19 protein-coding genes are annotated in these 19113 nt (G+C 59.7%); 16 read left to right on the plus strand and 3 right to left on the minus strand.

What is annotated here, in order from left to right:
* Positions 1-138: 138 nt before the first annotated feature.
* The 5 genes from ACQZ6J_RS12570 (at position 139) to kduD (ending at position 4927) form a co-directional block, all read left to right on the plus strand.
* The gene (locus tag ACQZ6J_RS12570) at positions 139-1221 is read left to right on the plus strand and encodes a substrate-binding domain-containing protein (RefSeq protein WP_163985386.1); all 1083 of its coding nucleotides are present in this window, start codon (positions 139-141) and stop codon (positions 1219-1221) included.
* Between the two features lie 132 nt (positions 1222-1353).
* Entirely contained in the window at positions 1354-2421 is a 1068-nt protein-coding gene (locus tag ACQZ6J_RS12575; protein WP_449084285.1) for an ABC transporter permease, read from the plus strand.
* Positions 2418-3257 (plus strand): ATP-binding cassette domain-containing protein, encoded by an 840-nt coding sequence (locus ACQZ6J_RS12580; protein ID WP_163985384.1) that lies wholly within the window; start codon positions 2418-2420, stop codon positions 3255-3257. Before ACQZ6J_RS12575 ends, ACQZ6J_RS12580 begins: the two co-directional genes overlap by 4 nt.
* A gap of 72 nt (positions 3258-3329) precedes the next feature.
* Positions 3330-4166: a 5-dehydro-4-deoxy-D-glucuronate isomerase gene (kduI, locus tag ACQZ6J_RS12585; RefSeq protein ID WP_449084286.1), complete on the plus strand. Its 837-nt coding sequence runs from the start codon at positions 3330-3332 to the stop codon at positions 4164-4166.
* Positions 4163-4927 carry a 2-dehydro-3-deoxy-D-gluconate 5-dehydrogenase KduD gene (gene kduD / locus ACQZ6J_RS12590; protein WP_449084287.1) on the plus strand — a complete coding sequence of 255 codons (765 nt, stop codon included), beginning with the start codon at positions 4163-4165 and terminating at the stop codon, positions 4925-4927. The genes kduI and kduD overlap by 4 nt, the downstream gene beginning before the upstream one ends.
* An 82-nt stretch (positions 4928-5009) precedes the next feature.
* On the opposite strand, the gene gloA is transcribed toward kduD, so the two are convergent.
* Positions 5010-5426: a lactoylglutathione lyase gene (gene gloA, locus ACQZ6J_RS12595; RefSeq protein WP_163985381.1), complete on the minus strand. Its 417-nt coding sequence runs from the start codon at positions 5424-5426 to the stop codon at positions 5010-5012.
* A gap of 109 nt (positions 5427-5535) precedes the next feature.
* On the opposite strand from gloA, the gene ACQZ6J_RS12600 reads away from it, so the two are divergent.
* The 3 genes from ACQZ6J_RS12600 (at position 5536) to ACQZ6J_RS12610 (ending at position 8547) form a co-directional block, all read left to right on the plus strand.
* Positions 5536-6978: an FAD-binding oxidoreductase gene (locus ACQZ6J_RS12600; RefSeq protein ID WP_449084288.1), complete on the plus strand. Its 1443-nt coding sequence runs from the start codon at positions 5536-5538 to the stop codon at positions 6976-6978.
* Complete coding sequence (locus ACQZ6J_RS12605) at positions 6975-7685, plus strand: FadR/GntR family transcriptional regulator (RefSeq protein WP_449084289.1); 711 nt, start codon at positions 6975-6977, stop codon at positions 7683-7685. The genes ACQZ6J_RS12600 and ACQZ6J_RS12605 overlap by 4 nt, the downstream gene beginning before the upstream one ends.
* 133 nt (positions 7686-7818) lie before the next feature.
* Entirely contained in the window at positions 7819-8547 is a 729-nt protein-coding gene (locus tag ACQZ6J_RS12610; RefSeq protein ID WP_163985378.1) for a FadR/GntR family transcriptional regulator, read from the plus strand.
* A gap of 169 nt (positions 8548-8716) precedes the next feature.
* On the opposite strand, the gene ACQZ6J_RS12615 is transcribed toward ACQZ6J_RS12610, so the two are convergent.
* Positions 8717-8980, minus strand: a complete 264-nt coding sequence (locus ACQZ6J_RS12615) for a hypothetical protein (RefSeq protein WP_449084290.1) — start codon at positions 8978-8980, stop codon at positions 8717-8719.
* A gap of 548 nt (positions 8981-9528) precedes the next feature.
* On the opposite strand from ACQZ6J_RS12615, the gene ACQZ6J_RS12620 reads away from it, so the two are divergent.
* The 8 genes from ACQZ6J_RS12620 to ACQZ6J_RS12655 all read left to right on the plus strand — a co-directional run bounded on the left by ACQZ6J_RS12620 (position 9529) and on the right by ACQZ6J_RS12655 (position 18589).
* Positions 9529-10521, plus strand: coding sequence for an LLM class flavin-dependent oxidoreductase (locus ACQZ6J_RS12620; protein WP_449084291.1), 993 nt, complete (start codon positions 9529-9531; stop codon positions 10519-10521).
* Between the two features lie 23 nt (positions 10522-10544).
* The gene (locus ACQZ6J_RS12625; protein WP_449084292.1) at positions 10545-11894 is read left to right on the plus strand and encodes an LLM class flavin-dependent oxidoreductase; all 1350 of its coding nucleotides are present in this window, start codon (positions 10545-10547) and stop codon (positions 11892-11894) included.
* A 15-nt stretch (positions 11895-11909) separates the two neighbouring features.
* Entirely contained in the window at positions 11910-13109 is a 1200-nt protein-coding gene (locus tag ACQZ6J_RS12630; RefSeq protein WP_449084293.1) for a M20 aminoacylase family protein, read from the plus strand.
* Between the two features lie 8 nt (positions 13110-13117).
* Complete coding sequence (locus ACQZ6J_RS12635) at positions 13118-13666, plus strand: GNAT family N-acetyltransferase (protein ID WP_163985373.1); 549 nt, start codon at positions 13118-13120, stop codon at positions 13664-13666.
* Positions 13667-13706: 40 nt separating this feature from the next.
* The gene (locus tag ACQZ6J_RS12640; protein WP_449084294.1) at positions 13707-15485 is read left to right on the plus strand and encodes an amino acid ABC transporter permease/ATP-binding protein; all 1779 of its coding nucleotides are present in this window, start codon (positions 13707-13709) and stop codon (positions 15483-15485) included.
* Positions 15486-15577: 92 nt separating this feature from the next.
* Positions 15578-16522 carry an ABC transporter substrate-binding protein gene (locus ACQZ6J_RS12645; protein WP_449084295.1) on the plus strand — a complete coding sequence of 315 codons (945 nt, stop codon included), beginning with the start codon at positions 15578-15580 and terminating at the stop codon, positions 16520-16522.
* 75 nt (positions 16523-16597) lie between these two features.
* A complete protein-coding gene (locus ACQZ6J_RS12650; RefSeq protein ID WP_449084296.1) occupies positions 16598-17536 on the plus strand; it encodes an ABC transporter substrate-binding protein in 939 nt (312 codons plus the stop codon).
* Positions 17537-17548: 12 nt separating this feature from the next.
* Positions 17549-18589 carry an LLM class flavin-dependent oxidoreductase gene (locus ACQZ6J_RS12655; RefSeq protein ID WP_449084297.1) on the plus strand — a complete coding sequence of 347 codons (1041 nt, stop codon included), beginning with the start codon at positions 17549-17551 and terminating at the stop codon, positions 18587-18589.
* A 95-nt stretch (positions 18590-18684) separates the two neighbouring features.
* Here ACQZ6J_RS12655 and ACQZ6J_RS12660 read toward each other — a convergent pair whose 3' ends face one another.
* On the minus strand, positions 18685-19110 hold the full coding sequence (locus ACQZ6J_RS12660) for a hypothetical protein (RefSeq protein ID WP_449084298.1): 426 nt from the start codon (positions 19108-19110) through the stop codon (positions 18685-18687).
* Positions 19111-19113: the final 3 nt, after the last annotated feature.

The raw sequence follows: 19113 nt of genomic DNA on the forward strand, positions 1-19113 counted from the left end.
CATCAGGCGGCCGATCTCGCCCTCCAGCGACCCGGCCCCAAAAACATATTGACATGAAACTTGTCGTACAACAATGTAACCCGACGACAAAAGAGGGCACGGGAGGTGCGGCTCCTGTCGTTTGATAGGGAGGTTGCAGTGACGAATAAGTCTGATGACCAGAATCCGGAATTTATTGAGCCATCCAGAGGCCTGAGCAGGCGTGATGCCTTTGGCCTGGCTGCGAAGGTGGGTTTAGGCGCGGCGGCTTTGGCGGCCGGTGCCAAGAGCGGCACCGCACTTGCGGCCGATGCGGCTTCGAGCGGGCTGCCGAAAAAGAACTACAAGTTCTTCTTCATTTGCCACGTCACTCTCGACCAGTTTTTCACTCCGGCCATCTACGGTGCCCAAGATGCTTGTGCGGCGTTCGGTTGCAGCTATCAGTGGACGGGTTCGCAGAAAGGCGTCGTCTCCGAGATGGTCAGTGCCATGCAGACGGCAATTGCCCAGAAGGCTGACGGCATCGCCGTTTGCCTGGTCGATCCGACCGCTTTTGACGCCGCTACTGCCGCTGCCACTGCCGCCGGTATCCCGGTCGTTGCGTTCAACGCCGATGTTCCTCAAGGTAGTCCGAACAAGCGCCTGTCTTACATCGGCCAGCCGCTTTTCCAGGCAGGCTACAATGTTGCGCTGAAATGGCTGAAGCTCGTCCCCAAAGGCGGACATGTGGTGCTGACTATTGGTGTGCCCGGTGCCTTGAACACCCAGCCCAGGCTTGATGGCTACATTCAGGCGATCAAGGATGCGGGGAACGGCGTGACCTACGAGACCCTCAACGCCGGCGTCGATCCGCAGACGGCGATCTCCCGCATCGAAGCCTACCATCTCAGCCATCCCAATGTCGACGGCATGTTCGGCACGGGCGGTGCTGATACCTACGCCTGCGGGTTCATCTCCAACAAATACGGCTTGGCAAAGAAGGGGGCCATCGTCGCCGGGTTTGACCTGTTCCCACAGACGCTGGGCTTCATCAAATCCGGAGACGTCACCTTCACGACCGACCAGCAGTCCTACCTTCAGGGCTTCTTGCCGGTCCAGCAGTTGTACCTTCACAAGCTGTCGGGTGGCCTCGTTGGACCCGCGAATAGCGACACCAGCCAGGCCTACGTCACCAAAGAGAATGTGGACGCCTATCTCGGTGATACCCGGTTCGAGGGGCGCACGCCGAACGAACCCAAGTAAGCGCTCCACCGCTTGCACATCGTATCGCGGCCGAATTCCGAGGTCGCGATACGTCCCACTGCGCGGGCCAAGGGCATGCCGTGCCCAATTCCCAAAGGCACCACATCCGCTTTTATGGCGGGAGGGAAGAGAATGATGAATGTGGATTTGAAAAACAACCAATCGAAATCGCCCCAGCCCGGGCTGACGGCCGGACAACGGCTAGCAACGCTACTTTCAAAGTACCCGGAGGCAAGCATTGCCGTCGTCGCCGTGGTCCTTGTCATTTATTTCCAAATCGCCAGCGGCGGCGGCTTCCTTTCGATGCAGTTCATGAGCGTCGTCCTTCGTGACACCAGCCGTTTGGCCATCGTGGCCGCAGCGGAGGTCATGCTGATGATCACTGGCGAGATCGATCTTTCGCTGAGCAGCACGTTCTCGCTTGCGCCATACATCATGGTCTTAATGTCGATCGTCTGGGGTGTTCCCTTGTGGCTTGGCGCAATCGCTGGCGTCGCCATCGGTGTCCTTGTGGGTTTTGTCAACGGCTTCATAACCGTTCGCTTTCGCGTGCCATCACTGATCACCACCGTGGGAACGCTGTTCCTCCTTCAGGGCATTGTTGTTTCGATCTACGATAGTCAGCCGATTGTCGCGCCGATCCAGGAGCCGTTCAATTCGATGTTCGGCGAAAGCCTGTACGATCCCCTGGGCCCGCTGCTTTCAGCGAACGTGATCACCGCCTTCACGCCCTTTCTGTGGTCTTTGGTGGTCGTCATCGTTCTCGCAGGCGTGCTTTCGAAGACCACGTTCGGCCTTCATACGATTGCGACGGGCAGCAACATCGTCGGCTCTCGCGAGATCGGCATCAGGACGGATCGCATCAAGATCTACAATTTCATGATCGCGGGAGGATTGGCGGCTTTTGCCGGGGTCCTGAACACGATGGAATTCTCGTCTGCCGATCCCTTGGCGGGCAGTCCGTTCCTTACACTACAGGCAATCGCCGCTGCGGTTATCGGTGGGACCTCGCTGCTCGGAGGCTCTGGTACGCTGATCGGAGCGATGATCGGCGCCTTCGTGGTGTCATCTCTCAATAACGGATTGGTCATGGTCGGAGCCCAGGCAACGACGTCTGACATCTATCTCGGGGCGGCGATCGTCGCGGCCATGGTTCTCAATGTTCAAGTCGACAGACTGCGTACGAGGAAGCGGAAATGATGGAACAGGAAATCAAGCCACTTGCTGCCGACGCACCCAACGTTCTTGAAGTATCTCATATCAGCAAGTCCTTCGGTGCCGTGACAGCTCTTGTCGATGTAAGCTTGAAGGTAAAGCGGGGTGAGGTCCTGGCCCTTGTCGGTGACAACGGTGCTGGAAAGTCGACCCTCATCAAGATCCTTTCCGGCTTCCATCAGCCGGACACGGGCAAAATCCTGTCGAATGGAGAGGAGACCCGCTTCGCATCTCCCCGCGATGCCCGGGCCAGGGGAATTGAGACGGTCTATCAGGATCTGGCACTGATCGGCGACCTCAGCATCTATCACAACATGTTCTTGGGCCGTGAGCAGCGGAAGCGCTTTCTTGGCCTCAATCTGCTCGACAACAAGAAGATGCGGACGCTGTCGCGCACCTATCTGGACACGCTCGGCATCCATATTCCCGATGTCAACAACACGGTCGACCTACTGTCCGGTGGTCAGCGGCAATGCGTAGCAGTGGCCCGGTCGATTTACTCCTCGCCGAGCATCCTGATCCTCGACGAGCCACTTGCCGCGCTCGGGGTGCGGGAAAGCGCCCATGTTCTCGGCCTCATCCAGAACCTGAGGCGGCAGCGCGAGGTGTCTGTTATCATGATCGTTCACAACTACAACCAGATCTTCGAAGTCTGTGATCGCATCAACTTCCTGCACGCGGGTGAGATCGTTCTGGATGCCTCAACCTCGGAGACCACCGAGGAAGAGCTGATCAGGGTCGTTAAATCGGGGTTGGGGAAGAACGCGATATCTGCGGCTGCCTCAGCTGCGGAAGGCCGGGCCACGCTTCCGCATCACTGATCCAACATTTCTTGCCGGTACCGCGTTCGCCAGCAGGCGGCGCGGACCGCGCCACAATCCAAGGATAGTAAAATGCAAGTGGAAGTCAGACACGCTGCCCACCCCGATGCCGTGCGCGAATTTGATACCGAAACGCTCCGTATGCACTTTCTCGTGGAAAGAATCTTCCAGAGCGGAGAAATCCTGCTGACCTACTCCCACTATGACCGAATGATCGTTGGTGGCGCCATGCCCGACGAGGGCGGCCTGGCGCTTTCAACGCCAAAGGAGGTCGGTCAGTCTTCTTTCCTAGCAGAGCGGGAACTGGGCGTGCTCAACGTTGGCGGAGCCGGACGCGTTACAGTGGATGGAATAACGTATGACGTGGCCCACCTCGATTGCCTCTATGTTGGGAAAGGCACGCTTAACGTCCGCTTTGAAAATCGCGATCAGAAGAACCCGGCAAGGTTCTATCTTGTGTCGGCTCCTGCCCATGCACAGCATCCGACGGTTCACCTGACCAGGACTGACGCTCGCCATCTCACGCCGGGAGAGCCCGAAACGGCGAACAAGCGGTCGATCTATCAGTATATCCATCCAGAGGTCTGCCAGTCATGCCAGCTCACCATGGGCTTCACTATGCTGGAGACCGGAAGCGTCTGGAATACGATGCCGAGCCATACCCATGATCGGCGGATGGAGGCTTATCTCTATTTCGACCTCGATCCGGATCAGCGGATATTCCATTTCATGGGCGAGCCGCAGCAGACCCGGCATATCCTCGTGGCGAACCATCAGGCCGTGATCTCGCCACCTTGGTCCATTCACTCCGGAGCGGGGACCAAGAACTACAGCTTCATTTGGGCCATGGCCGGTGACAATAAGAGCTTCACGGACATGGATCATATCGCGGTTGGGGACCTTCGATGAGCAACGTGGCCAATGCCTTCGATCTCACGGGCCGCGTTGCGGTCGTCACGGGCGCCAATACAGGCATCGGCCAGGCGATCGCGGTTGCGTTTGCCGAAGCCGGTGCGTCCGTCGTGGGGGTCGGCCGATCGTCCATGGAAGAGACCAGATCTCTGGTCGAGGCAACCGGGCGGCAATTTCACACGGTGACGGCAGATCTCTCATCACTGGAACCCGTAAAAGGCATCGTGTCGGAGGCGATAGAGAAGTTCGGTGGCCTCGACATCTTGGTGAACAATGCCGGGATCATACGCCGGGCCGACGCAGTCGATTTCACCGAGGAGGACTGGGATGCAGTCATCGACACGAACTTAAAGACTGCCTTCTTTCTTTCCCAGGCCGCCGGACGTTACATGATCGGCCAAGGGCGAGGAAAGATCATCAATATCGCATCGATGCTGTCGTTTCAGGGCGGCATCCGGATACCGTCCTACACGGCGTCGAAGAGCGGTCTTGCGGGAATAACCCGTCTGCTCGCATGTGAGTGGGCTGTAAAGGGAGTGAATGTCAACGCGATCGCTCCGGGCTATTTCGTGACCAACAACACAACCGCCCTCCGGGAAGATCCCGACCGTTCAGCGAGCATTCTGTCTCGCATACCAGCAGGGCGATGGGGCAGTCCATCCGAGCTTGGCGGGGCTGCCGTATTTCTCGCGTCATCGGCATCCGACTACGTGCATGGAACTGTTATACCGGTCGACGGCGGTTGGCTTGCCCGGTGAGCCGCCACGCATATCGAAAATGGTGGTGATAGACGTCGAGACCGGCCGCACCCATGTCGGTGCCGGTCTCGATTTGCAGTGCTCAGCCCGCCGTATCGAGGTCGATGAGTTCAATCTTGTAGCCGTCCGGATCCTCCACGAATGCGATGTGGGTTGTCCCGTGCTTCATTGGGCCGGGCGGCCTTGGAATGCTGGCTCCCTGCTTTTCGAGTTGGGCGCACACCCCGTAGATGTCCCGGACACCAAGGGCGAGATGCCCGAAGCCGGTTCCGATTTCATATGGAGCCGCCTGATCCCAATTGTGGGTAAGTTCGACGACTGTGCTGCTATCTTCCGGCCCGTAACCGACGAATGCGAGTGTGAACCTGCCGCCCTCGAAATCCTCGCGCCGGAGCAGCTTCATCCCGAGCAGCCCGGTATAGAAGGCGATCGACTTTTCCAGGTCGAACACCCTGATCATGGTGTGCATCATTCGAAAATTGTTGCTCGTTTCGGTCATTTTATCCTCCTGAACGGACTAAATGCCCGTGTCGGCGACAAAATAGTTGTTGTATGATAACCGTGCAAGCAACATAGTCGCGACAGACGTGATTAATTGGGGAGGTAGGATGTCGGAGGTTGTCAACCGTCGGGTAAACACGCTTGACGCGCTCGTTGCGCAGTTGCCTGATGGGACATTTCTGACTTCCCCTGAACTGATTGCGCCCTACTCGGGGGACTGGTCCGGTGAATATCGCGGCTCAGCGCTGGCGGTGGCACGGCCCCGCAATCGGGACGAGGTCAGCGTGGTGATGGCATACTGCCATGCCAACCAGATTAATGTCGTTCCGCAAGGCGGGCTCACCGGGCTCGTGGGTGGCGCGGTGCCAAGGCAGGAGCTCGTCGTGTCATTGGAGCGAATGGACAGGGTCCGGTCAGTCAGCCCGATCGATTTCTCCCTGGTGGCCGAGGCTGGTTGCGTGCTTCAGAACGCAAAGGACCGAGCGCTGGAGGCAGACTGCATCCTTCCGATCACCTTCGGCGCCCAGGGTAGCTGCAGGATTGGCGGCAACATCGCGACCAACGCCGGCGGGTTCAATGTGCTGCGATACGGTATGACCCGCGATCTGGTACTCGGCCTTGAGGCGGTTCTGCCCGACGGTCGGATTTGGAACGGCCTGAAAACGCTTCGTAAGAACAACACTGGGTATGACCTGAAACAGCTGTTCATCGGAAGCGAGGGAACGCTTGGCATCATTACCGCCGCCGCCTTCAAGATTTTTCCCAAGCCTCAGCAGATCGAAACAGTCCTAATCGGACTTGGCTCCGTCGAGGACGCGATGGCTCTCTATGCCCGGGCCAGGCGCGATTGCAGCGACTTGCTGACAGCATTCGAACTGATCCTTCGTGTGGGGATCGATATAGCTGTCTCCGCAAGGAGCGACCTTCTTGATCCTTTGAGCCAGGTCTGTCCGGTTTACGTTCTGATGGAAGTATCCGGGGGCGGACGTATTGACGTACGATCAATGGTCGAGGGCTTCTTGGCCGATGCAGCCGAACTCATAATCGACGGGACAATGGCTTCGAGCGAGGCTCAATCCCAACGACTGTGGCTGCTTCGAGAAACGATGGTGGAAGCGCAGGGACGCGGAGGGCGCTACCTGAGATCCGACGTCTCGGTCTCCATATCGCGGCTTGCCGAATTCATCAAAGACGCTCTCATCGAACTGAACATCAGATATCCCAGCGCCTTGCCCGTTACATACGGGCACGTCGGAGACGGCAACGTGCACCTCAACGTGGTGCCGCCGCTCAATATGCCGCCGGAGGACATTGACGCCTTCTTTCACGCGGCCGAGGCCACCCTGTTCGAGGTTGTTGATCGTCACGATGGGTCGATCAGCGCGGAGCATGGTATCGGTCTAGGCAAGAGGGGAGCCTTTTTGCAACGGGTTGACGACGTTACCCTGGATATTGCCAGAAGCATCAAGAACAGCTTCGATCCCCACCAGATACTGAGCCAGGGTCGAATCTATGGAGCGCGAGCCACAACGGAGGTTAACTCTCGATGACGCTGAAGCTTGATAGGGTCAATCGCGGTCCTCACTTGTCGACGCTGGTAGCCAGCTCGATCACGCGTGAGATAGCTCAGGGTCGCCTGAAGCCAGGCGATCAACTTCCAACCGAGCAAGCCTTGGCGACAACCTTTGGCGTCAGCCGAAACGTTATCCGCGAGGCGATCGCTCGGCTTCGCTCGGAGGGGCGGGTGTGGTCGCAGCAGGGGCGGGGTGCGTTCGTTGCGGAGGAAGCAAACGATACTGTCCTGACGATCAGCCACGGGGAGATGTCCGATACCGCCGCTTTTCGCAGCCTTTTCGAGCTTCGCGGCTTTCTGGAAGTCGAAGCGGCGGGACTTGCTGCCTTGAGGCGGTCCGACAATGATCTCAGGGCAATGAGCGACGCGTTGGAAACCATGAAAGGCGCGCCGTACGGGAGCGTGATGTGGTTGAAGACCGACCTTGAATTTCACAGGACCGTCGCCGCTGCAACCGGGAACCCGTACATGGTGCAGTTCTTGGTCTTTGTTTCTGAGCGGATCCGTGAAAGCATTCTCGTGTCCGGCAATCAGCAGAAATCAGAGGTTTTGGCAGCCGTCACTCTTGGAGAGCATCAAAACATACTCGACGCGATCATCGAAGGGGACGAGGCCCGGGCAAAGGCGGCAATGAAGCTGCACTTGCTCAATGCCGCAGGTCGCGTGGGAATCGAGAACCCCTGAACCTGGTCAGCGTTGTCGCTCGCGCGAGTTCGTTCCATTTTTTGCATTTCCTCGTACACTCAGGTAGTAGGCAAACGACATCCCTATAGATGTAAGGTTGTTTTGAGGCGCACATACGAGGAAGGTTTGGCAGTTGTTCAAGGCGATCGAGCAGTCTCCCAATCTAAGAAGCGAACTGGCCAACACGCTGGCTGCTCAGATCGAGTCCGGGGACCTTCAGCCTGGGCAGAAGCTGCCGACCGAACAAGCGATCATGAAGGCCACGGGCGTCAGCCGGACGGTCGTGCGCGAGGCGCTCGCAACCTTACGCGCCAAGGGGTTGATCGTAACGCGGCAGGGATATGGTGCGGTTGTCACCAACGACCCCAAGCCCCCGGCGTTTTCTATCGTCCCGAATGACCTCGAAACCATCGATGACGTGCTGAACGTGCTGGAATTGCGGCTCGGAATAGAGTGCGAAGCAGTCGCGCTTGCCGCATTGCGCTCCTGCGACCAAGACATTGCAAGACTTCAGTTTTGTCTGGATGCGATCGACTCGGCGATTGCGGATGGCGGATACGGCGCCAAGGAGGATTTCGCGTTTCACCGGTCGATCATGGTGGCGTCCCGCAACCCTTATTACGCCCGCGTCTTCGATGCCTACGAAAGCGCGATGATTCCTCGCCAGTGGGCGCGCCTTGATCTGCTGTCAGAGGAGGAGCGCGGGGTCCACACTGCTCGTATGACCCGGGAACATCGTGCGATATTCGAGGCGATCCGAAACAAAGATGAGGCTGCAGCTCGAAGCACGATGCGAACGCATTTGTCGGAAAGCATTGCTCGGTTCGAACAGTTACGGCAGGTGGCGGTCAGCGGCCTATAGCCTGTCGAAATCGGCGCCAATCGCGAGCTTATCCGACTTCCTGGGATCCGGACAGCTGAGAGCTGCCATCTCACATATGGAGACCATGGCTATCGACGGCTAAGCTCCAATGCTCAATCCAGAGATAGGAATTTGGGGAGCCTTGTTCGCCAAGGTCTGCAGCCGCCAATCAGCCAGGCGGATCGTCTAGGTAAACTCGATCCACCAGTTTCAAGCTTCGGTCCGGTTGCAATATGTATGTCTCTCGAACGCGCTCGCCCCATTGATCTGTAAAGTCATGGGGAACCAAACTGCCGATGGGCGATTTCATCAGACGCTGTGACGGCTGCCCACCATAGGTAATACTTCCTGGAATGGGCTTCAGCGCAGCACCGCCAGCCTGACAGGACGCAAGAACGGCGCTCAGCGATACCGCTAATATCAGACGCTTCATCGCACACTCCAACTCGGACAATCCAGCGTTACTGTTATGCTGTCAACGTCTTGGTCGTACTCGGACATTTATCCGAACCGGCAGCAATCCAATCATCGAAATCGTACTTTTACAAGTCGTGAATTAGGTCGATAGGCTCAAGCTCGGCTGGCCCGATTTCAATTCCCGGTCCTCGCGAATCCAAGTTGTCTCATAGTTTGGATCCGATCCTCGCCGTATCCAACGATACCGCGGAGCAAGCTTCTCAGCGCGACCGAAACGTCGATTGGGGCGCCATGGGGCCGATCCCTTGCGAGGCTATCGCCGGCGGCGCCCGCATTTCGGTCGCATCTAGCAACTGTGACATCTGTTTGGGTGCAACCAGTCGCGCAACCCTCGCCGGGTGACATTTGTTGCGGCTGCATCCACCAGCCTGCATGCAATTGCCGATTTTTTCCGCATCTGGCGGAAGAAAAAGAAAGCTGTTTCTTAAATAACTTAAAATCTATGTTTTTTATAGATTACAGCATTCGATGGTCGGCATTGAGTGCGAACATGGATGAAACGGCATGTCTTATCTCCTCAGCCTTCTCGACAAGAGCCCGATCGAACAGGGGCTCAGCGCCACGGATGCGCTCGGCGCCACGACGCGCCTGGCCATCAGGGCCGAAGAACTCGGCTATCATCGCTTCTGGGTCGCCGAGCACCACAATATGGCAAACCTCGCAAGTTCGGCGCCCGAGGTTCTGATTGCCTATCTTCTCGCCAGGACATCGAAGATCCGCGTCGGTTCGGGCGGCGTGATGCTTCAGCACTACAGCGCCTATAAGGTCGCCGAGGCCTTTAACCTTCTGGCGTCGCTTGCGCCTGGCCGCATCGATCTCGGCGTCGGCAAGGCGCCGGGCGGGTTTCCGCTGTCGACGCGCGCGCTGCAGCGTGCCTTCGACCCTGAAAAAAAGCCCGATTTCGCAGAGCAGCTATCCGATATCAACGCCTACTTCGCCGCCGATCCCCGTTCCGAGGGTGCCTTGGCGACGCCATTTCCGCCACGCTCGCCGGAGCGCTTTCTCCTTGGCGCCAGCGTCGAAAGCGCGAAACTTGCAGCCGAGAAGGGATGGACATTGGTGTTCGCCGGCCATCTGAACGGCGATCCGGAAAATCTCAAAAAGACTTTCGAAGCCTATGAGCACGCGACCGGCGGTAAAGTTCCGATCCTGGCGCTCGCTGCCTTTGCCGCCGAAAGCGAAGCTCATGCCAAGGAACGCGTCGGCCAGCTGCGCATCGTCAAGCTCTTCCTGCCCAATGGCCAGAGCGTCAATGTCGGCACCCAGGAACAGGCGGCGGAATTCGCGCGCCAGGCGGGCTTTTCGGATTTCCGCACCGAGGAAAAGGCGCCAAGCGTGCTGCACGGCACGGCAGCGCAGATCCGCGATGAACTCGACACGCTCCATCGCCGCTACGGCGTCGAGGAGTTCGTGCTCGACACCCCGGCTCTGACAGCGGCTGAACGGCTCAACTCCATAGAACTGCTCGCCAAAGAGCGCCTTTCGCTCGTGGCCTGAGCACCTACCCCAGGAGAATCATCATGGTTCAAAAACACGTCACTTTCGGTATCATGCTGCAAGGCCCGGGCGGCCACATGAATGCCTGGAAGCATCCAAGCGTTCCAGCCGACGCCAGCACCAATCTGAACTTCTTCGTCAAGACGGCCCGCAAGGCGGAAGATGCCGGCATTGCCTTCGCCTTTGTCGCGGACGGGCTCTATATCAACGAACAGTCGATCCCGCATTTTCTCAACCGGTTCGAGCCGCTGACCATCCTCTCTGCGCTCGCTGCCTTTACGACGAAGCTCGGTCTGGTCGGTACGGTTTCGACGTCCTACAGCGATCCCTTTACTATCGCCCGCCAATTCGCCTCGCTGGATGTCATCAGCGGCGGTCGCGCCGGCTGGAACGCTGTGACGTCGCCGCTCGAAGGGTCCGGCCGCAATTATAGCCGCGAGCATCCCGAGCATGAGCTGCGCTACGAGATCGCCGACGAATATCTCGATGCCATCAAGGGGCTGTGGGACTCCTGGGACGACGACGCTTTTGTGCGCGATCGCGAGACCGGCGTCTATGCCGACAAGTCCAAGCTGCATCGCCTGAACCACAAGGGCCGCTTTTTCCGCATCGAAGGCCCTCTCAATATCGGTCGCTCCAAGCAGGGCCAACCGGTGGTGTTCCAGGCCGGCGCGTCCGATTCCGGCATCCGGCTTGCCGGCAAGCATGCGGACGCCGTCTTCACCAATGGCGGGCCGCTCGAAGACGCCAAGACCTTTTACAAGCAGGTGAAGCAGAGCGCGATCGCGCATGGCCGCAGTGCTGCCGATGTCGGCATCTTCCCGGGTATTGGGCCGATCGTCGGCGCGACCCAGGAGGAGGCGGACGCCAAATACCTGGCGATCCGCAATCTCGTCACCATCGAGGAGGCGCTCGCCTATCTCGGCCGCTTCTTCGACCATCACGACTTCAGCGCCTATCCGCTCGATGAGCCGTTCCCCGATCTCGGCGACATCGGCCGCAACAATTTCCGCGCCACGACCGATCGGATCAAGAAGACCGCGCGGGAGAAGGGGCTCACCCTGCGCCAGGTGGCGCTCGATGCCGCAACGCCGCGCACTTCCTTCATCGGCACCGCCGAGCATATTGCCAGCGAGATCATCCGCTGGGTGGATGAGGAGGGTGCGGACGGCTTCATCCTCGGTTTCCCCGTCATTGGTGAAGGCCTCGACGATTTCTCCAAGCATGTCCTGCCGATCCTGACGGAGCGCGGCTATTTCGATCCGGTGCTGAAGGGCGAGACGCTGCGCGATCACCTTGGCCTGCCGTTCCGCGAAAGCCGCTACGCGGCAGAGCCCGATGGCATCGAACCCGCAAAGGCCGTGGGCGCCTGAGCCCGGACGATCGCCATGAACGCCATCATCAAGTCCGCTTCGGTCACCGATCAAGTCGAGGCAGGGATTGCCGCCTATATCGACGAGATCATCGCGTTGAGGCACGATCTGCATCAATATCCCGAGCTCGCCTTCCAGGAGCACCGAACCGCCAAGAAGGTCGCGTCGTTTCTTGCCGACTGGGGCTATGAGGTTGCAACGGGCATCGCCGGCACCGGCGTTGTCGCGACTCTGAAGCGGGGAGGTGGAAATCGAAGTATCGGCATCCGCGCCGATATGGACGCGCTGCCCATCGAGGAGGCAACCGGGCTCGATTACGCCAGCAGCAATCCTGGTGTCATGCATGCCTGCGGACATGATGGGCACACGTCCATCCTGCTGGCCGCTGCCCGCTATCTTGCGGAAAGCGGCAGTTTCAGCGGCACTTTGCGCCTGATTTTCCAGCCGGCCGAGGAGATCGGCGCGGGTGCGCGCAAGATGCTGTCGGAAGGGCTTTTCGATCGCTTTCCGGTCGATGCCGTCTTCGGCCTGCATAATTGGCCCGGCGTTCCCGAAGGGCAATTCGGCTTCGTTGCCGGCCCGGCGATGGCCTCCGTCGACCAGGCGGTTATCAAGATCGTCGGCAAGGGCGGTCATGGTGCCGAACCGCATCGGGCCGTCGATCCCGTATTGGCGTCGGCTTCCTTCATTACGGCTCTGCAAAGCGTCGTATCGCGCAATATCGATCCGCAGGACATGGCCGTGGCGACGGTGGGCTCGATTCATGCGGGCTCCGCATCGAACGTCATTCCGGAAAGCGTCGAGTTGAAGCTGACTATGCGCGCTTTCAGCGAAGGGGTGCGCGAGAAGCTTCGGGAGCGCATTCCGGCACTGGCGCGTGCGCAGGCGGAAAGCTTCGGAGCCGTCGCCGAGGTCAACTATCGCCTGGGCTTTCCGGCCTTGGTCAACCATGCGGACGAGACGGCTTTTGCCCGCGACGTCGCGGTGCAGGCGCTTGGCCCGGCGGCGATCGAGGCGGATTTCCGGCCGCGCACGGCAAGCGAAGACTTTGCGTTCCTGCTGCAGGCCAAGCCTGGAAGCTACCTCTTCGTCGGCAACGGCGACAGCGCGCCGCTGCACAGCGCCCACTACAATTTCAACGACGCCATCATCGCGCCCGCGGCCCGCTATTGGGTGCGGCTCGCCGAAACTTTCCTTGCGGATGACAACAGGTGACGACCGACATGAGCGATACGTTTCTTTATACGACCCCGGTCGATCCGCGCGCGAAGCCGCTGATCGACGAGCTGATCCATGAGTATGACAGTCGCTATGGCACCTATTTCAACGCGGAGGGTGCGGCGGCCGAACTCAATCGTTATCCGCCCGAGGCCTTTTCGCCGCCGCACGGCAACTTCCTGCTGTTGTTGCGGGACGGCGAGACCATCGGCGGCGGGGCGTTCAAGCACTACGACGACCACACCGCGGAGTTCAAACGCATCTGGACAAGGCACGATCTTCGTCGTCAGGGATTGGCGCGAACGCTGCTCGTCGAGCTGGAGGCCCAGGCGGCGCGGCAGGGCTATCACCGCATCTATCTGACGACGGGCTTCCGCCAGCCCGAGGCCGTCGGCCTCTATCTGACCAACGGCTACACCGCGCTCTTCGACACGTCGGTCGATCCGGAAGTCTACAAGAGCCTGCCTTTCGAGAAGGATATCAGCCGCCTGGCCTTGTCCTATGCCGCCGAAGCCTCCGGATCGCAGCAACGTCTGGCCGCCGCCGGCCGATAACGGCGAGCCGGATCAATCACAATCATAAGGGGTAAGCATCATGGCGCTAACGACGGATTTTGCGAGTGTCGATCCCGGCACGGGAACCGCCGAGACGAAGACGGATTATTCGCGTTACCGCATCGTGCCCGCGCGGCACCCCGGACGCATTGCGGGCACGATTTTCGCCGCACTTGTCATATCGGTCATCCTCTATTCCACCTTCACCAATCCCCGCTGGGGCTGGAATGTTTTCGCGGAATGGTTCTTTGCCGAGCCGGTGCTGGTGGGCCTCGGCAGGACGCTGCTTCTGACGGCGCTCGCGGCGGTTTCCGGCTCCATTCTCGGCACGGCGCTGGCGCTGGCGCGCGTATCGAAGTCGCCGCTGCTAGCAAGCCTCTCCTGGGGTTATATCTGGCTGCTGCGCTCGATCCCGATGATTGTGTTGTTGCTGGTTCTCAACAATCTCGGCTATCTCTATGAAACCATTAGCATCGGCGTCCCGTTCACCGACAAGGTGCTGTTCGATTACCCGACCACGCAGCTGTTGACGCCGTTTGCCGCAGCCTTTCTCGGATTGACGCTCAATCAGTCGGCCTTCTTCGCGGAAATCGTTCGCGGCGGCATCCTTTCGGTCGACCAGGGGCAGCTGGAGGCGGCGGCCGCCCTCGGCCTGTCACGTCGCCGGCAGGCCTTTCGCATCGTTCTGCCGCAGGCGATGCGCTCCATACTTCCCACAGGCTTCAACGAGATCATCGGTCTCGCCAAGAGCACGTCCATGGTCTACGTGCTGGCGCTGCCGGAGCTCTTCTACACGGTGCAGGTCATCTATCGCCGCAATCTGGAAGTCATCCCGCTGCTGATGGTGGCGACGGTCTGGTATCTCGTCATCATGACGGTGCTGTCGATCGCGCAGCACTACATCGAGCGCTATTTCTCCAAGGGAGCGGTGCGCAATCCGACGCCCTTGCCCTTCCAGGCCTATTTCCAGCGCTTGCGTCGCGTTTCGACGACAGTCTCCACGAAGGCAAGCATCGGGAGCCTTGGAAGCCAGAAGAATCCTGCCGACTGGCGTGCGAAGGGTGGGGCCGTGCGCATCCACGGCATATCGAAGAGCTTCGGCGCGCTCAAAGTCCTCGACAACATCGAACTCAACCTGCCTGCCAGCAGCGTGACCGCCATCATAGGCCCGTCGGGATCCGGAAAATCGACCTTGCTGCGCGCCATCAATCATCTGGAGCGCGTCGACAGCGGTTTCATCTCGGTGGACGGCGAACTTGTCGGCTACACGCAGAAGGGCGATGTGCTCTACGAGCTCAAGGAGAAGGATATCCTGAGGCGGCGGACCGACATCGGCATGGTCTTCCAGAACTTCAACCTGTTCCCGCATCTCACTGTTTTGGAAAACCTTATCGAGGCGCCGATTCAGGTGCGTGGGCTGAGCAGGGATGAGGCTATCGCATTCGCACAGGAGCTGCTCGCCCGCGTCGGACTCAGCGACAAGATCGATGCCTATCCACGCCAGCTTTCCGGCGGCCAGCAGCAGCGTGTGGCGATCGCTCGTGCTCTGGCGCTGCGGCCGAAGGTACTGCTGTTCGATGAGCCGACCTCGGCGCTCGATCCGGAACTCGTCGGCGAAGTGCTCGACGTGATCAAGGAGCTTGCCCGCACCGGCACGACCCTTGTGATCGTCACCCACGAGATTGGCTTTGCTCGCGAGGTCGCCGATACCGTCGTCTTCATGGAAGGCGGGCACATTATCGAGATCGGCTCGCCGGTACAGGTTTTCAACGATGCGAGGCACCCGCGCACCCGCGCCTTCCTCGCCAAGGTTCTCTAGCAGACACAGGCAGCCATAGGACGTCCTGACGTAGCAGGCGTCTGGCCAACGACAACAATATAAACAACTTAAAATTGAAAAGGAGAAGGGAAATGGCATTCATTGATAGAGCAAAATATGCTTTTGCCGGCGTGTTAACCGCCGTGGTGATGAGTTGCACGGCGGCCGGTGCGGCCGAAAAGTTCAATCTCAGCCCGGATACGTCCAATCGCGTCAGAGCGGAGAAGGACGAGGCGGCGATCAAGGCGATCGCGCCGAGCTTCAAGTTCGTCAATCCCGGTAAGTTCACGGTGGCGATCAACCCCTGGGATCCGCCGATCGCCACCTATGCGACCGATGCCAAGACCGTCGTCGGCGCCGACCCGGATCTCGCCCAGCTGCTTGCCGATTCCCTCGGCCTCCAGCTCGAGCTGGTGCCTGTCGCCTGGGAAGACTGGCCGCTCGGCGTTTCCTCCGGCAAATATGACGCCGTCATCTCCAACGTGACCGTTACCGAGGAGCGCAAGGAGAAATTCGATTTCTCGACCTATCGCAAGGACGTGCTCGGCTTTTACGTGAAGGCCGACAGCAAGACCACGTCGATTAAGGAACCGAAGGACGTAGCCGGTCTCAAGGTCATCACCGGCGCTGGCACCAACCAGGAGAAGATCATTCTCGAGTGGGACCGGGAGAATGTGGCGGCCGGGCTGAAGCCCATCGAGGTGCAGTATTATGATGACCGCGCCGCTGCCGATCTCGCGCTGCAGTCCGGTCGCGCCGATGTCGAATTCAATCCGAATGCGACGCAGGCCTACAACGCGGCTATCAACGGCACGAGGAAGCTCGTGGGCATCGTATCCGGTGGCTGGCCACTGACGGCGGAAATCGCCGTGACGACGAAGAAGGGAGCCGGATTGGCTGACGCCGTCACCCTCGCACTCAATGATCTGATCAAGGACGGCAAGTACGGTGAGGTGCTCAAGCACTGGAGCCTGAGCGCCGAGGCGATCGATCAGTCCAAGACCAACCCTGCGGGCCTGCCGAAGAGCGGTTCGTAATGTTGGTAGAGCGGATCGGCGCCGGTGGGGCCCGTGTCGATCCGCTCCCTGTCTTATTCATGGAGCGACCTGTTCGTGACTTTCTTTCCCAATCTCAAAACCATATTTGCCGCTGTAGCGACGGTTTCCCTGATCGGAGCCGGTGCCGTTCACGCCGCCGACGAATTCGATCTCGGTCCTGAACAGCCCGGGCGTGTTCATGCTGCCAAGGACGAGGCTGCCATCGCCGCGATCCCCAAGGATTTCAAGTTTGTCACGCCAGGGACGTTCACCGTGGCGGTGGCGCCCAGCGGGCCGCCGCTTGCGACCTATGCGACGGATGCCAAGACCGTGGTCGGGGCGGATCCTGACTATGCCTCCGCCATCGCCGACGCGCTCGGATTGAAGCTTGAGCTTGTTCCGGTCGCCTGGATCGACTGGCCGCTCGGGCTGACCTCGGGCAAATACGATGCCGTCATCTCCAATGTCGGGGTGACCGAACAGCGCAAGGAGAAGTTCGATTTCTCCACCTACCGACAGGGCCTGCATGGTTTCTTCGTCAAAACCGACAGCAAGATCACTGGCATCAAGGAGCCGAAGGATGCGGCGGGCCTGCGCATCATCGTCGGTGCCGGCACCAATCAGGAGCGAATTCTGCTGAAATGGAGCGACGAGGATGTCAAAGCCGGCCTGAAGCCGATCGAGCTGCAATATTACGATGATGATGCAGCAAGCCTCCTGGCTCTCCAGTCGGATCGCGCCGAAGTCATCGTGCAGCCGCACGCCCAGCTGGTCTACATCGCCGCCCGCGACAAGAACATCAAACGCGTGGGTACGTTGAGTGCCGGCTGGCCGGATCGCTCGGATGTCGCGATCGCCACGCGCAAGGGCAGCGGATTGGCGGCCGCACTCACCCTCGCAACGAACGGGCTGATCAAGGATGGCAGCTACGCCAGGATCCTCGACCATTGGCATCTTGCGGAAGAAGCCTTGCCGAAGTCGGAAACCAATCCGCCGGGCCTGCCGAAATTTTGAGGAGATAGCTGCATGAGCCGCCCAGCCCCATCGATCAGCCACATCGGCTTTCTCACGCCAGGAAACTATCCGGATGAAGATCCGCTAGCGGGCCTGGAGCAAACCCTGCAATTGCTCGAATACGGAGAAGGCAGGGGCTTCAACAGCGCCTGGGTTCGCCAGCGGCATCTCGAACCCGGCATCTCCTCGGCGAGCGCCTTTCTCGCGGCAGCGACACAGCGCACGCGCCACATCGAGCTCGGCACGGCCGTCATACCCATCGGCTATGAAAGCCCCTATCGGCTGGCCGAGGATCTGGCGACCGTGGATGTGCTGTCGCGTGGACGGTTGAATATCGGCCTCAGCGCCGGCCGTCCGCTGCATGCGGACCTGATCGGCCCGCTCGCTTTCGATGGCGACTGGGAGAGCCATGATTTTTCTCATCAGAGGGTGCTGCGCTTTGCCGACAATCTGAAGGGCGCCTATATTGGCAATCAGGATACGGTCATCAAGACGCCGTTCGGTCCGCAGCGTCCGCGACTGCAGCCCTATGCGAAAGGATTGATCGATCGCATCTGGTATGGCGGCGGCTCGCTGCGTTCGGCCGAATGGGCAGGGCGCAACGGTTTCAACCTGCTGATCGGCAATGTCACGACGGGGGAGCAGACCGACGATTTCTTCGTCGCGCAGTCGCGGCAGCTGGAAACCTATCGGACCTCCGGCGGCGATACGAGGCGCGTGGCGCTCGGCCGGGTCATCGTACCCTTCGACAGCGCCGACGCCGTGACGCGCAAGCGCTATACCGACTATGCCGCCGGCCGCCATGAGCGAACGCTGTCTCCGCAAGGCGAGCGCCGCACGCTTTTCGCGCGCGATCTCGTCGGCTCGTCGGAGGAGATTCTGGAGCGCCTGCGCAACGATCCGATCCTGCCCCATGTCAATGAATTCCGGCTGGAGCTGCCCTACGAGTTCCACGACGAGGAGTATCGGCAGATCATTCACGACTTCGTAACGTTGATCGCTCCGGAGATTGGCTGGAAAGAACCTGCGCTTCTCCGCCGGTCGGCATCCTGAGGTCTGTGGGATAGAAAACCGCGCAACCGGATCGGCAGATTGCCGATCCGGCCTGGATGATGCCGCGCTGAGGATGGCGCGGACGTTTTGATTCGCTAGCCGATGGACGGGCGCGTATCTTCCGTTCCGGCAAGGATTCGCTCCGCCAGCTGCAGGGCGTCTTCCTGGGACGCGACGATCTCCATCCTCGTGCCGAACGCTTTCGTGGCAAGGCTCATCTGCACTTGCATGGCCGCGCGCTTGATGGCGCTCGCCTCGATCCCGATCACAGCCCTGCAAATTGCCGCAAGCGCCGCCTTGTTTCTCTTCAGCCATATGCCGCGTGCCTTGCGATCCTCGTGATCCTCGGCAGGCTGATCGCCTTCCATGATGACGACGAAAGGCATCGAGATTGCAAGGATAGCGTCCATCTCGCGTGCCCATTGTGCCGCATAACCCGGCCGCACGGACCGGGCCGATTGGCGCACGATCGGCCACAGGGAAACATCGTGAAAGGCGAAAGTGGTTGCATCGATTGTCATGCT

The organism is Rhizobium sp. A37_96, assembly GCF_053521765.1.